Origin of the sequence: Paracoccus sp. SM22M-07, assembly GCF_001887735.1 — a bacterium.
GTDB lineage: Bacteria > Pseudomonadota > Alphaproteobacteria > Rhodobacterales > Rhodobacteraceae > Paracoccus.
The window spans coordinates 450,280-464,030 of record NZ_JPKW01000001.1; the positions used below are offsets into that span (position 1 = coordinate 450,280).

Below are 13,751 nucleotides of genomic sequence, written 5' to 3' on the forward strand. Positions count from 1 at the left end.
GTGGCCGGATCAAGGCGCCGGGACGGACCCTGCACTGACCCCGCTGGCGGACGGCGTTCGTGCAGGCGCCACCTTCACAGTCACACGGGCAGTGCCGGGAAGCCCCCCAAAGGCAACATGTCCAGCGCGCCGTGCCGATGGCAGGCGGTCGATCCAAAATTGTTGGCGTCCCGCGAAATCAGCATTGGCCTTTACGTTCGGATGTCCGCATCGCGTTCCGACCATATCCGGTCACTGGAATATCCACGGCATCCTTTCATGGAAGGGCACCACAAGAACGGCGGCTTGATGGGCGACCGAGGCCCTGTATCAGACCGTATCCAGATACAGTTCGACCGTCTCCTCGTCCGACAATTCGGCCATGTAATGCAGTTCCTGCCGCTTGGTCATCAGGTAGTTCTCGACCAGATGTGTGGGCAGGATGCGGCGGATCTCGGGGCAGTTGTCGAAAGCGTCGATGGCGGCACCCCAGTCACCGGGCAGCTGGGCCAGGTTCTTGTCATAGGCGTTGCCCTTGAAGGGCGAGGGCGCCTCCAGCTTGTCCTCGATGCCGTTCAGCGCCGCACCCAGGATGGCCGCCACGGTCAGATAGGGGTTCACGTCGCCCCCCGCCACGCGATGCTCGATCCGCCGCGCCTTGGGACCCGAGGACGGAATGCGGATCGCCGCCGTGCGGTTCTCATAGGCCCAACCGATGCCGGTCGGCGCATGGGCGTTCGGGACCAGCCGGTCATAGCTGTTTTCATGCGGCGCAAACAGCAGGGTCGATCCGGGCATGGCGCGCAGGCAGCCGGCGACGGCCTGGCGCAGTTCCTCGGTCCCCTCCTCGCCGCCATTGTCGAAGATGTTGCGTCCGTCCTTGGTCAGGATCGAGAAATGCATGTGCAGCCCGTTGCCGGAAAACTGCTCATAGGGTTTGGCCATGAAGCTGGCCGCAAAGCCGTAATTGCGGGCGACGCCCTTGACCAGCGTCTTGAACAGCCAGGTGTCGTCGGCGGCCTTCAGGGGATCGGCCTGATGCATCAGGTTGATCTCGAACTGGCCCGGTCCGGCTTCGGAAATGGCGGTATCGGCGGGGATGTCCATCGATTCGCACGCGTCGTAAAGCGTGGTGAAGAACTGGTCGAAGGTGTCCAGCGCGCGCAGCGACAGAACCTCGCCGCCGGTGCGGCGCTTGCCGGACCGCGGGCTGGGCGGCACGCGCAGCTGACGGCCGCTGTCGTCGATCAGAAAGAATTCCAGCTCGGTCGCGACGACCGGCACCAGCCCCGCCGCGTCATAGCGCTCCACCACGCGGGCCAGCGCCTGACGCGGATCGCCGTCATAGGGCCGGCCATCGGGATGGAACATCCACAGGGGCAGCAGCGCGGTGGGCGAAGCCTCCAGCCAGGGCATGGGGACGAAGCCGCGTTCGGTCGGCAGCAGCAGCCCGTCGGGGTCGCCGGATTCGAAGACCAGGGGGCTGTCCTCGACATCCTCGCCCCAGATATCCAGGTTCAGCACCGAATAGGGAAACTTGGTCCCCTCATCCATCAGCTTGGCGGCATATTTCGCGGGCAACCGCTTGCCCCGTGCCACGCCGTTCAGATCGGCGGCGGCGACGCGGATCGTCCTGACTTCGGGGTGTTCGCGCAGCCATTCCATCTGTGTCATCTCACTATCTGGGGGCGATACTTGACGCGCCGGACCTGCCCCGGAAGGTGTCGGTTCAGGCGCCTGTTCACCCTGCCAAACAGCCAGATCAAAGCCAAGGTGGCAGCGACGAAATAAGCCGCCGCAATCGGATAGGCCACGAAGGGGTTGAACGTCTTGTCGGCGAAATAGCTGGCGTAATAGAGCGCGTCGCCGCGCTGCTGGAACGCCGGAAAGCCGCTGAAATAGACCAGCGTGGTGGCATGGAACAGGAAGATCGCCTCGTTGGTATAGCTGGGCCAGGCCAACCGCATCATCGTGGGCCAGATGATGCGCCGGAACCGTGTCCAGCCGGTCATGCCATAGGCATCGGCGGCCTCGACATCGCCCTTGGGGACCGACATCAGCGCCCCGTGGAAGATCTGGGCGGAATAGGCGGCGGTGTTCAGGATCAGGACGAACAGCCCCCCCGCCCAGGCCCGCGTCATCCAGCTGGTCTGGACCGTGATGCCGAAAATTTCGACGCCCGCGCGGGGCAGCAGGACCAGCGCCTCGTAGGCGATGAAGAACTGGATGAACAGCGGGCTGCCGCGAAAGACGAAGATGAAGGCGTTGGCGGGCCCCCGCGCCCAGGCATGACGGCTGGCCTTGGCGACCGCCAGCCCGTTGGCCAGCACGAAACCGAAAGCCAGCGCCAAGAACGCGAAATAGAGGTTCCAGATCAGCCCCGACCCGATCAGCGTGAATTGCTGGCACAGCGTGTAATCGGCCCGTGGCAGCAGGCGTTCGCCCATGCCGATGGAACGCAGCGCGTAATCGGTGATCGTCTGCGCGCAGCTCATGCGATGCCCCCCGCGCCCATCGTGGCCTGTCCGCGCGACAGGCGGCGCGTGACCCGCGCCAGCACACGTTCGGAAACGAAGGTCATCAGCAGATAGAAGACCAGGATCGCCAAGAAATAATACAGCCGCCAGTCGGGATGGGGATAGCTGAAGGCGCTGGTCTTGGACCCGCCCAGCTCACGCGCCCAATAGACGATGTCCTCGACCCCCAGAAGGAACAGCAGCGGCGTGGCCTTGATCAGGATCATCCACAGGTTCGACAGCCCCGGCAGGGCATAGGTCCACATCTGCGGGATCAGCACCCGGCGCGTCACCTGGCGCTGCGTCATGCCATAGGCTTCGGCCGTTTCCAGCTGGGCATGGGGGACGGCCTGCATCGCGCCGTAAAGCACGTTGGCGGCAAAGGCCCCGAAGACCACGGAAAAGGCGATGACGGCCAGGAAGATGCCATAGGTGTCGTGCACCCAAGGGGGGCTGGTGCTGAGCGGCAGCTTGGCGGCGGCGCAGACGACGAAATCATTGCCCTGGCGGATGGGTTCGTCACCCTCGCACAGCATCTTGGCGCGCAGCCATTCGAAGCCCTGGTCCAGCGCGATCGGCACGAACAGGAAGAACAGGATGTCGGGAATGCCCCGCACCATCGAGGTATAGATCTTGCCGAACCAGCGCAGCGGGGCGATCCGCGACCGCGAGGCCATGGCCCCGCCGAAACCGAACAGCAACGCCACCGGCGCGGTGATGGCCAGCAGCAGCAGCACCGTTCCAAAGCTGCCATAGAACAGCAGATGCGTGCCCGATGTCAGGTAACATGACAGCCAGGCAAGCCCCTCGAGGGCGGACGGATCGGTGCAATAGGAAAACATCGGATATCCCGGATGGCCGCCGCGGCCCGTGACCGCGGCGGCGGGTCATGTCACTCGAAGGTCATGGCGTCGTCGCCGAACCACTTGACGATCAGTTCGTTCAGGCTGCCGTCTTCCTTCATCGCGGTGATGGCGGCGTCGAACTTGTCCTTCAGCTCGGTGTCGGACTGGCGCAGGCCCATGCCGATGCCTTCGCCCAGGGGAACGGCATCCTTGCCGTCGACCCAGACCAGCTCTCCACCGGATTCCTCGACGATGGGGGCCAGGAAGTCGCGGTCGGCGAAGACGGCGTCAGCCTCGCCATTGCGGACGGCGGCGACGGTCTGGTCGGGGTTGGGGTATTCCAGCAAAGTCGCGCCGGTTTCGGCCACATGCCCGGCCTGGATCGTGCTGGTCTGGGCGGCGACGATGCCGCCTTCCACGTCCACGTCAGCCGATAGCGCCGCATAGGCCGAAGGCATCGCGGGGGTATAGGCCTGAGTGAACTGGATGACCTGCTTGCGCTCCTCGTTGATGTTCATGCCGGCCATGATCGTGTCATAGTTCGACGACACTAGGTTCGGGATGATCGAATCCCAATCGTTGCGGACCCAGGTGCAGTCCAGTTCGGCGCGGGTGCACAGCTCGTTGCCCAGCTCGATCTCGAAGCCGGTCACTTCGCCGGTCGCGTCGTCGATGAAGTTATAGGGGGCATAGGCGCCTTCGGTGCCCATGCGGATGGTTTCAGCCTGTGCCAGACCGGCGGTCAGGGCCAGCGTGGCGGCGGCAATCATCAGGGATTTCATTGCGGCATAGTCTCCTGTTGGTGTCGTTGTTTTTTTCAGTTGGCCATCGAGGCCGACAGGAACTGGCGCAGACGGTCGGTCTGCGGGTTCCCGAACAGCTGCGATGGCGGGCCTTCTTCGCAGATCACGCCCTGGTGCAGGAAGACGACGTGATCGCTGACATCGGCGGCCAGCCGCATGTCATGGGTAACCATGATCATCGTGCGATGCTCACCGGCCAGGTCCTTGATGACCTTGACGACCTCCTGCTGCAGTTCGGGGTCAAGCGCGCTGGTCGGTTCGTCGAACAGCAGCGCCGTGGGCTGCATGCACAGCGCGCGCGCGATGGCGGCGCGCTGTTGCTGGCCGCCCGACAACTGGGCGGGCCAGGCATCGGCCTTGTCGCCGATGCCGACCTTGTCCAGCAGGGCCCGGGCGCGGGCCTCGACGGTGCCGCGATCCTCGCCCAGCACGGTCAGGGGCGCCTCCATGACGTTCTGCAGGATCGTCATATGAGCCCACAGGTTGAACTGCTGGAAGACCATCGACAGGTTGGTGCGGAACCGCGTCACCTGCGCGCGGTCGGCGGGCGCACGGTCAAGGCCCTTGCCCTTCCAGCGCACGGCCTCGCCGTCGAACAGGATATCGCCCGCCTGGCTGTTTTCCAGCAGGTTGCAGCAGCGCAGCAGAGTGGATTTTCCCGAACCGGAAGATCCGATCAGGCTGACCACGTGACCGCGCGGGGCGGTCATCGAGACGCCCTTCAGCACATCAAGCTGGCCATAGGACTTGTGCAGCCCGTTGATCTGGATGACCGGCGTGGTCGTGTCGGAGGGGGTCGGGGTCTGGTTCATCATCCGCGCATTGGGCGTCAAACGCCTCCGATTTGCAACGGGGACTTGCGGGCAACCTGACCATAAGGGCAGGCTGCCGCAACGTCATCGAAGCCTGTCAGGCGATCTCGATCGAGTATTTCTCGATCACGGTATTGGCCAGCAGGCCCTCGCACATCTTCGCCACTTCGGCGCGCGCGGCCTCGGCGTCGGTGGCGGCCAGGTCCAGCTCGATCAGCTTGCCCTGGCGGACGCCGGAAACGCCGTCATGACCCAGACCGCCAAGCGCATGGCGGATCGCCTCGCCCTGCGGGTCCAGAACACCGTCCTTCAGCATGATGGTGACACGGGCTTTCATCGCGGGCTTCCTTCTCAGTTGATCGCGGTCGGTTTCAGGCTGGTCGTGTTGGCGGGCATCAGGCCCAGCCGGCGCGCCACTTCGGTATAGGCGTCGGTCAGGTTGCCCAGGTCGCGGCGGAACACGTCCTTGTCCAGCTTCTGCCCGGTCTTGACGTCCCACAGGCGGCAGCTGTCGGGGCTGATTTCATCGGCAACGATCAGGCGCATGAAATCATTGTCCCAGACGCGGCCGATCTCGATCTTGAAATCGATCAGCTTGATGCCCGCGCCATAGAAGACGCCCGACAGGAAGTCGTTGACGCGCAGCGCCAGGGACACGATGTCGTCCAGGTCCTGCTGGCTGGCCCAGCCGAAGGCGATGACGTATTCCTCCGACACCATCGGGTCGCCCAGCTCGTCGTTCTTGTAGCTGTATTCGACGATCGGACGGGGCAGCAGCGTGCCCTCCTCAAGGCCCAGCCGCTTGGAGAGCGAGCCGGCGGCAAAGTTGCGCACGATCACTTCCAGCGGAATGATCTCGACCTGGCGGATCAGCTGTTCGCGCATGTTGATGCGGCGGATGAAGTGATTGGGGACGCCGATATTGGTCAGCCCCTGCATGAAGAATTCCGACAGGCGGTTGTTCAGGACACCCTTGCCTTCGATCGTCGCCTTCTTCTGGGCATTGAACGCCGTCGCGTCGTCCTTGAAGTACTGGACCAGCGTGCCCGGTTCCGTACCTTCGTACAGGATCTTGGCTTTGCCTTCGTAAACCTTCTTGCGCCGCGGTGCCATGGCCCCACCGTCCTTTCGCATGTCTCTCAAAGAGGCGGCTTAGCGCAGAAAGGCATCGGGGGGCAATACGAGGCTTGCGACAAGACGTGCGAAAGGCTCTTATCTGATCAAGTTGCAGCAGGAGGTGGACCGATGACCACGTTTGACGACCGAGAGCGCGCCTATGAGGCGAAATTCGCGCATGATGCCGATCTGCGCTTCAAGGCCGAGGCACGCCGCAACCGCCTGCTGGGCGAATGGGCGGCCGGGTTGCTGGACAAGACCGGCGACGAGGCCCGGGCCTATGCGATGACCGTCGTCACTTCGGATTTCGAGGAACCGGGCGAGGAAGACGTCTTCCGCAAGGTCAGCACCGACCTGCAGGGGGTCGCCGATGACGCCACGATCCGCGCCAAGATGGCCGAACTGATGGACGAGGCCCGTCGCCAGGTCGTCGACGAAAGCTGATCACGCCGCCGCCGCGTCGCCCTTGGGGGGTGTCGCGGCATCCTCGGCATGGCCATAACGGCGCAGCATGGTGATGGCGCGCGCGGTGTTCAGCGCCATCAGCGCTGCCCACAGCCCGTGATTGCCCCAGAACGGCGGCAGGATCAGCACCGCCGCCACAAAGACCGCGACCGACCGGATCATCGCGTTGCGCATGTCCCGCGTCAGGGTGGCCCCGATGAAGATGCCGTCCAGCATCCAGCCTGCCACGCCGATCAGCGGCGCAAGCCCCAGCCAAGGCAGATAGATCCGCGCCTCGGCCCGGACCTGCGGCGAGGTGGTCAGGATGTCGATGATCGCCCCGCCCGCGACGATGAAGACCAGTCCCAGCACCACCGCGCCCCCCAGCCCCCATTGCGAGGTCAGGATCGAGGCCCGCCGCACCCGGTCGGGCCTTTGCGCCCCCACTGCCTGCCCCACCAGACTTTCAGCGGCAAAGGCGAAGCCATCCAGCGCAAAGGCCGTCAGCGCCACGAATTGCAACAGGACCTGATTGGCGGCCAGCGGCACGTCGCCCTGCCCCGCCCCAAGGAACAGAAAGCTGGTCATGCAGCCCTGCAGCAGTACGGACCGGATCATGATGTCGGTGTTCACCCGCGCCAGCCGGTCAATCTTGGCGCGCGCGAACAGGCTGGCCGTGTCGCGGGCCGCGGTGACGGCGCGGGCCAGCACATGGCGCGCCAGCCACAGCCCGACGGCCAGCCCCGCCAGTTCGGCCGCCAGCGTGGCCCAGGCCACGCCGCTGACCCCCAGGCCCAGACCCAGCACGAACCAGATGTCCAAGCCCACATTCAGCCCGTTCTGCAGCAGTTGCAGCCCCAGCACCGCGCGGGTGCGTTCGACCGCGATCAGCCAGCCGGTGATCGCATAGAGGCCGATGGTCGCGGGCGCCCCCCAGATGCGGATCGCCAGGTAATCGCGCGCCAGCCCTTCCACCGCATCCGATGCCGGCGCCAGCCGGAAGGCCGCCCAGAAGATCGGCACCTGCAGCGCGATGAAGACCGCCCCGGCCGCGCCCGCGATGGCCAGCGCGCGCAGCAGATGGGCGCCGACCTCGGCCTGGTCGCCCGCGCCGTGGCTCTGCGCCACCAGCCCCGAGGTCCCCATGCGCAGAAACCCGAACACCCAATAGATCGAGGTCAGGATGACCGCCCCGATGCCCACCGCCCCGATCGCCTCGGGCAGGCCCAGCTGGCCCACGACGCCGGTATCCACCAGACCCAGCAGCGGCACGGTCAGGTTCGACAGAACGATGGGCAGCGCGATGTTCAGCACGCGCCGATGCGTCAGCAACGGACCCTGCATGTCAGGGCTGGGGCATCAGGAAATGCCCGGTCGCCTGCGCGATCAGGCGGGCGCGGTTGTCCTGCCACGCCTCGACATGGACGGAGGCGTAGCGTCGCCCCGACCGCACCACCCGCGCCCGCGCATAGGCGTCGCGCGGCAGGCCCGACCGCAGGTAATCGACGGTGAAATCGATGGTCTTGGGCAGGCGCGGCAGGCTGTCAGGCACCGCCGCATCAGGTGCGATGCGGCCCGATTCCAGGTCTTCCCACATCACCGACCAGGACAGCTCGATGATGGCCGTGACCTCCAGGAAGGCGGCCGTCACGCCGCCATGGATGGCCGGCAGGCGCGGATTGCCGATCAGCTTTTCGTCAAAGGGCAGGATGGCCGTCAGCTCATCGCCGCGCCGGTCGAAGGTGATGCCCAGCCAGGACATGTAGGGGACGCCGGTGACCAGCGCCTTCAGCGCCGAATCGCGACGCGACTTGATCTGGTGCAGCGGTTCGTTGCGGTCGCCCATGATCACCTCTCTGCCGTGAAGGCGCCGGTCGCGGTCGCCACGGGGTTTTCGCCATCCTCGTCCAGCGCCACGGCCCGAAGAAAGGCCACGCTGCGGGTCATGTGATAGCATTCGGCACGCGCGGTGATCCGCTGCCCGGGTTTCGCGGCGCGCATATAGTCGATGCGCAGATCGATGGTCGCGGTCGATGACGGGTTGCTGGGATGGACCATGACCGCCGCCCCGCAGCAGGTGTCCATCAGCGCCGACACGACGCCGCCGTGGATGACGCCCGTCCGCGGGTCGCCCACCAGATGTTCGGCCCAGGGCATGCTGATGACGGCGCGGCCCTGCCCCAGTTCGTCCACCCGCATGCCCAATGCGCGCGCGTGGGGGATGGCCTCGATGAATTGCTGGGCGATGCGGGTGCGATCATCCTGAGGGCCTTCGGTCTGGTCGGACATCCGCGTCTCCTTGTGTTTGTTGATGCTTAGCCGCGCGTCGGGCGCATGCTCAACCCCAATGAACCATGACTGCGCGATTCGGTTGAGAATATGATCGACACACCCTAAGTTTACGCAAAGGGAACTCGGAGAGGGGGCGCGAATGACCGAAGACCGGATCAGCTTCAAGGACATGTGCGCGCGCTTCGACGTGACGCCGCGCACGCTGCGCTATTACGAATACATCGAGCTGCTGAAGCCTTTCAAGGAAGGCCGCGCCCGCTTCTATGGCCCGCGAGAGGTGGCGCGGATGACGCTGATCCTGCGCGGCCGCCGCTTCGGATTCTCGCTCGAGGATATCCGCAAATGGCTGCTGATCTATGACAAGAAGGGGTCGCGGGAACAGTACCAGGTCTGGATCGAGATGGCCCAGAGACAGCTGGATGTGCTGGACCAGCAGATCGCCGACATGCAGGCGGCACGGGCCGACCTGGCCCAGCTGCGCCAGACCGGAGAGGACGAGCTGGCCCGCATGGAATGACGCCACGGCAGGGGACTGTCGTGACGCCGCGTCTTGCTTACGTTCGCGTCAACTTGATCCTATCTTGAGGCCAAGGACGGAACGCCAGGTTTCAGGAGGAGGAGCCGCCTACCATGTCCGACGAGCTGATGACCATTCGACAGATGTGCGACGCATTCGACGTCACGCCGCGCACGCTTCGCTTCTATGAGGCGCGCGAACTGATCTTTCCCCAGCGCAGGGGCCAGCACCGCCTTTACGACCGGCGCGACCGGGCAAGGCTGACGCTGATCCTGCGGGGCAAGCGCTTTGGTTTCAGCCTGGAACAGATCCGCCAGCTGCTGGAGCTTTACGCCCCCGGCAGTGCCAACCGCACGCAGATCGCCGCGACGATCGACGTGGGACAGGCAAGGCTGGCGGACATGGAACGGCAATATGCGGAACTGAGCGAGGCCATCGCCGAACTCAGGCAGCACCTCTCCGACGCGCAGACCCGGCTTGCCGCCGCGTCCCACGAACAGCCCACAGGATAACGCCATGCCGATCTACAATCCGCCGATCCGCGACCTGCAATTCGTGCTGCACGACGTGCTGAAGCTGTCGCAATCCGATCTTCCCGGTCACGACGACCTGGACCCCGAATTCACCGAGGCCATCCTCGAGGCCGCGGGCAAGCTCGCCTCCGAAGTGCTGGCCCCCCTGAACCTGCCCGGCGATCAGCAGGGCTGCGTGCTGGAAAACGGCGTCGTGCGCACCCCCGACGGGTTCGGCAAGGCCTTCGAAGCCGTCAAGGAAGGCGGCTGGACCGCGCTGGACTGCGACCCGGAATATGGCGGACAAGGCATGCCCTATACCATGGGCGTCGCCACCGGAGAGATGTTCGTCAGCGCGAACATGGCCTTCAACATGTATCAGGGCCTGACCCACGGCGCCTATTCCGCGATCCATGCGCATGGCACCGACGCACAGAAGCAGACCTATCTGCCCAAGATGGTCAGCTGCGACTGGACCGGCACGATGAACCTGACGGAACCGCATTGCGGCACCGATCTGGGTCTGCTGCGCACCAAGGCCGAACCGCAGGACGATGGCAGCTATCTGATCACCGGGCAGAAGATCTTCATCTCGGCCGGCGATCACGACATGGCGGAAAACGTCATCCACCTGGTGCTGGCCAAGGCACCCGGCGGCGGCGAGGGCACCAAGGGCATCAGCCTGTTCATCGTCCCGAAGTTCCTGGTGAACGCAGATGGCAGCCTGGGCGACCGCAACGGCGTGTCTGTGGGCGCGCTGGAACACAAGATGGGCATCCATGCGAATGCGACCTGCGTCATGAACTATGACGGCGCGCGTGGTTGGCTGCTGGGCGATCTGCACAAGGGCATGCGCGCCATGTTTACCATGATGAACGAGGCCCGCATCGGTGTCGGCCTGCAAGGTTATGCCGGGGCCGTCCCCGCCTATCAGAACGCCGTCGCCTATGCCAAGGACCGCCTGCAGGGGCGTTCGGTGACGGGCGCCAAGAACCCGGCCGGCCCCGCCGATCCGCTGATCGTGCATCCCGACATCCGCCGCAGCCTGATGGACCAGAAGTCCTTCCTGGAGGGCGCCCGCGCCCTTGCCCTGTGGGGCGCGCACCTGATCGACCGCGGCCACCTTGCCAACGACAAGGATGCCGAAGGGCTGGTGTCGCTGATGACGCCCGTCATCAAGGGCTTCCTGACCGACAAGGGCTTCGAGACGACGGTGCTGGCCCAGCAGGTCTTCGGCGGCCACGGCTATGTCGAGGAGTGGGGCATGAGCCAGTTCGTCCGCGATGCCCGCATCACCATGATCTACGAAGGCGCGAACGGCGTGCAGGCGCTGGACCTGGTCGGCCGCAAGCTGGCCCAGGACGGCGGCAAGCACGTCATGGCCTTCTTCGACATGGTCAAATCGTTCTGCAAGGAACAGTCCGGCAACCCGGCGCTGGCCGCCGATTTCATCGAACCGCTGAAGGCCGCGTCCAAGGACCTGCAGGCGGCGTCCATGTTTTTCATGGAACGCGGCATGAAGAACCCCAACGATGCGCTGTCGGGCAGCTATGATTTCATGCATCTCTTCGGTCACGTGACCCTGGGCTACATGTGGGCGCGGATGGCCGTTGCCGCACAGGCCGCGCTGGACGCGGGCACGGCAGACCCCGCCTTCCACAAGACAAAGCTGGCGACCGGTCGATACTACATGAAGCGGCAGCTGCCGATGACGGCGACGCATCTGGCGCGCATCCAGTCCGGAGCGGCCACGGTGATGGAGCTGGAGGCAGAAGCCTTCTGATCCGGCAGCGAAGGCGGAGGAGTCGCATTGGGTATTTTTGCAAAGAAGAAGCAGGATGCGCCCCGGCCTCTCCCGATTGGTGTCGGGTCAGGCGTTATCGGCCCACAGACCGGGGCGACTTCTCCTTTGGCGGTCATCGGCTCCCCAGCCTGCACCGCACGACCAGACTAATGCCGCTCTGTTGAAGAAGTGGTTAACGCCTCTTCTTCTTTGCCCAAATACCCCGCGGGGGGTCCGGGGGGGTGCGAAGCCCCCCGGCGTCGAGGAGGAAAGATGACCGCGCAACTCTGGTGCTTTGGTGAATCCGGGAATGCCTACAAACCGGCGCTGACAATGCAGCTGGCGGATTATGACTGGCAGCCCGTCTATGTCGATTTTTTCAACGGAGAGGGCCGCAGCCCCGAATTCCGTGCTTTGAATCCGATGGGCGAGGTGCCGGTCTTTCGCGAAGACGACCTGACCCTGACGCAATCCGCCGTCATCCAACTGCACATCGCCGAGCGGACCGGCAAGTTCCTGGGCAGCGACCGCAATGAAACGCTGCGCTGGCTGATGTTCGACAATCACAAGGTATCCGCCCAGGCGGGACCGGCACGGTTCCTGTTGAACTTCCTGTCCGCGGACAAGCGTCCGGCGGGTGCTGCGGAATACCTGCAGGGGCGGCTGAAGGGTGCCTATCAGGTGCTGGACGCGCATCTGGCGGACCGGGACTGGGTCGCGCCCGGCGGCCCGACCATCGCCGATTTCGCGCTGTGCGGATACCTGTACTACCCCGAGCCTTTCGGTTTCGACCGCCAGGACTGGCCCCGTATCGACCGCTGGCTGCAGGCCATCCATGACCTGCCCGGCTGGAAACACCCCTATGATCTGATGCCCGGCAACCCATCCGACCGGGCGCCCAAGGAGGACATATGACCGACGCATTCATCTATGACGCCGCCCGCACGCCGCGCGGCAAGGGCCGCCCCGATGGCAGCCTGCACGAGGTCACCTCGCTGGCGCTGTCCGCGCGCCTGCTGAACGCCGTCAAGGACCGCAACGGGCTGGAAGGCCACGCGGTCGAGGACGTGATCTGGGGCAACGTGACCCAGGTCAAGGAACAGGGCGGCTGCCTGGCGCGCAGCGCCGTGCTGGCATCGGACCTGGACCAGTCCATTCCCGGTCTGTCGATCAACCGCTTCTGCGCCTCCGGCATGGAGGCTGTGAACTTGGCCGCCAACCAGATCAAGGGCGGCGCGGGCCAGGCCTATATCGCTGGCGGGGTCGAGATGATGGGTCGCGTTGCCATGGGCAGCGACGGGGCAGCCATTGCCGTCGATCCGGGACTGGCCATGCGGTCCTATTTCGTGCCGCAGGGGATCAGCGCCGACATCATTGCGACCGAATACGGCTTCAGCCGCGCGGATGCCGATGCGCTGGCCTTGGAAAGCCAGCGCCGGGCGGCGCAGGCCTGGGCAGATAACCGCTTTGCCAAGTCCATCGTCCCGGTGCTGGACCAGAACGGCCTGACCATCCTGGACCGCGACGAATACATGCGCCCCGGCACCACCGCCGAGGACCTGGCCAAGCTGAAGCCTGCCTTCAAGGAGATGGGCGAGATGATGCCCGGCTTCGACAAGGTCGCGATGCTGAAATACCCGCACCTGACCCATGTCGATCACATCCACCACGCGGGCAACAGCAGCGGCATCGTCGACGGCGCCGCGGCCGTGCTGATCGGCAACGCGGAATTCGGGCAGGCCCATGGCCTGAAGCCCCGCGCCCGCATCCGCGCCACCGCCAAGATCGGCACCGACCCCACAATCATGCTGACCGGCCCGGTTCCCGTGACAGAAAAAATCCTGAAGGACAGCGGGTTGTCCATCGGCGACATCGACCTGTTCGAGGTGAACGAAGCCTTCGCATCCGTGGTGCTGCGCTTCATGCAGGCCTTCGACGTGGACCATTCCAAGGTCAACGTGAACGGCGGCGCCATCGCCATGGGCCACCCCCTGGGCGCGACCGGCGCGATCATCATCGGCACCCTGCTGGACGAGCTTGAGCGGCAGGACAAGACCATGGGTCTGGCGACCCTGTGCATCGCGTCCGGCATGGGCGCGGCCACCATCATCGAACGCATGTGAGGAGCCCGG

General features: G+C 65.0%; 16 protein-coding genes. 6 read left to right on the top strand and 10 right to left on the bottom strand.

What is annotated here, in order from left to right:
- Positions 1 to 309: 309 nt before the first annotated feature.
- The 7 genes from IE00_RS02295 to purC all read right to left on the bottom strand — a co-directional run bounded on the left by IE00_RS02295 (position 310) and on the right by purC (position 6,068).
- Positions 310 to 1,644: a glutamine synthetase family protein gene (locus IE00_RS02295; protein ID WP_072295414.1), complete on the bottom strand. Its 1,335-nt coding sequence runs from the start codon at positions 1,642 to 1,644 to the stop codon at positions 310 to 312.
- Between the two features lie 5 nt (positions 1,645 to 1,649).
- The gene (locus tag IE00_RS02300) at positions 1,650 to 2,474 is read right to left on the bottom strand and encodes an ABC transporter permease (protein WP_072295415.1); all 825 of its coding nucleotides are present in this window, start codon (positions 2,472 to 2,474) and stop codon (positions 1,650 to 1,652) included.
- On the bottom strand, positions 2,471 to 3,337 hold the full coding sequence (locus tag IE00_RS02305; RefSeq protein WP_072295416.1) for an ABC transporter permease: 867 nt from the start codon (positions 3,335 to 3,337) through the stop codon (positions 2,471 to 2,473). The genes IE00_RS02300 and IE00_RS02305 overlap by 4 nt, the downstream gene beginning before the upstream one ends.
- Positions 3,338 to 3,387: 50 nt before the next feature.
- Entirely contained in the window at positions 3,388 to 4,122 is a 735-nt protein-coding gene (locus tag IE00_RS02310) for a transporter substrate-binding domain-containing protein (protein ID WP_072295417.1), read from the bottom strand.
- Positions 4,123 to 4,157: 35 nt separating this feature from the next.
- A complete protein-coding gene (locus IE00_RS02315) occupies positions 4,158 to 4,958 on the bottom strand; it encodes an ABC transporter ATP-binding protein (protein ID WP_072295418.1) in 801 nt (266 codons plus the stop codon).
- A 94-nt stretch (positions 4,959 to 5,052) separates the two neighbouring features.
- Complete coding sequence (gene purS, locus IE00_RS02320) at positions 5,053 to 5,292, bottom strand: phosphoribosylformylglycinamidine synthase subunit PurS (protein WP_072295419.1); 240 nt, start codon at positions 5,290 to 5,292, stop codon at positions 5,053 to 5,055.
- A gap of 14 nt (positions 5,293 to 5,306) precedes the next feature.
- Positions 5,307 to 6,068, bottom strand: coding sequence for a phosphoribosylaminoimidazolesuccinocarboxamide synthase (gene purC / locus IE00_RS02325; protein ID WP_072295420.1), 762 nt, complete (start codon positions 6,066 to 6,068; stop codon positions 5,307 to 5,309).
- Between the two features lie 132 nt (positions 6,069 to 6,200).
- Here purC and IE00_RS02330 point away from each other — a divergent pair, with 132 nt between their 5' ends.
- Positions 6,201 to 6,515 carry a DUF1476 domain-containing protein gene (locus IE00_RS02330; protein WP_072295421.1) on the top strand — a complete coding sequence of 105 codons (315 nt, stop codon included), beginning with the start codon at positions 6,201 to 6,203 and terminating at the stop codon, positions 6,513 to 6,515.
- On the opposite strand, the gene IE00_RS02335 is transcribed toward IE00_RS02330, so the two are convergent.
- From IE00_RS02335 to IE00_RS02345, 3 genes are read right to left on the bottom strand one after another with little or no spacing between them, the layout of a single operon-like run.
- Positions 6,516 to 7,859: an MATE family efflux transporter gene (locus tag IE00_RS02335; protein ID WP_072295422.1), complete on the bottom strand. Its 1,344-nt coding sequence runs from the start codon at positions 7,857 to 7,859 to the stop codon at positions 6,516 to 6,518.
- A 1-nt stretch (position 7,860) separates the two neighbouring features.
- Positions 7,861 to 8,361: a PaaI family thioesterase gene (locus IE00_RS02340; protein ID WP_072295423.1), complete on the bottom strand. Its 501-nt coding sequence runs from the start codon at positions 8,359 to 8,361 to the stop codon at positions 7,861 to 7,863.
- Positions 8,362 to 8,363: 2 nt separating this feature from the next.
- Positions 8,364 to 8,804 carry a PaaI family thioesterase gene (locus tag IE00_RS02345; protein ID WP_072295424.1) on the bottom strand — a complete coding sequence of 147 codons (441 nt, stop codon included), beginning with the start codon at positions 8,802 to 8,804 and terminating at the stop codon, positions 8,364 to 8,366.
- A gap of 142 nt (positions 8,805 to 8,946) precedes the next feature.
- On the opposite strand from IE00_RS02345, the gene IE00_RS02350 reads away from it, so the two are divergent.
- The 5 genes from IE00_RS02350 (at position 8,947) to IE00_RS02370 (ending at position 13,742) form a co-directional block, all read left to right on the top strand.
- Positions 8,947 to 9,324, top strand: a complete 378-nt coding sequence (locus IE00_RS02350; protein WP_072295425.1) for a MerR family DNA-binding transcriptional regulator — start codon at positions 8,947 to 8,949, stop codon at positions 9,322 to 9,324.
- A gap of 113 nt (positions 9,325 to 9,437) precedes the next feature.
- The gene (locus tag IE00_RS02355) at positions 9,438 to 9,836 is read left to right on the top strand and encodes a MerR family DNA-binding transcriptional regulator (protein ID WP_072295426.1); all 399 of its coding nucleotides are present in this window, start codon (positions 9,438 to 9,440) and stop codon (positions 9,834 to 9,836) included.
- Positions 9,837 to 9,840: 4 nt separating this feature from the next.
- Positions 9,841 to 11,619 carry an acyl-CoA dehydrogenase C-terminal domain-containing protein gene (locus IE00_RS02360; protein ID WP_072295427.1) on the top strand — a complete coding sequence of 593 codons (1,779 nt, stop codon included), beginning with the start codon at positions 9,841 to 9,843 and terminating at the stop codon, positions 11,617 to 11,619.
- Between the two features lie 273 nt (positions 11,620 to 11,892).
- Positions 11,893 to 12,534 (top strand): glutathione S-transferase family protein, encoded by a 642-nt coding sequence (locus tag IE00_RS02365; RefSeq protein WP_072295428.1) that lies wholly within the window; start codon positions 11,893 to 11,895, stop codon positions 12,532 to 12,534.
- Positions 12,531 to 13,742 (top strand): acetyl-CoA C-acetyltransferase, encoded by a 1,212-nt coding sequence (locus tag IE00_RS02370; RefSeq protein ID WP_072295429.1) that lies wholly within the window; start codon positions 12,531 to 12,533, stop codon positions 13,740 to 13,742. Before IE00_RS02365 ends, IE00_RS02370 begins: the two co-directional genes overlap by 4 nt.
- The last annotated feature ends 9 nt before the right edge of the window (positions 13,743 to 13,751 follow it).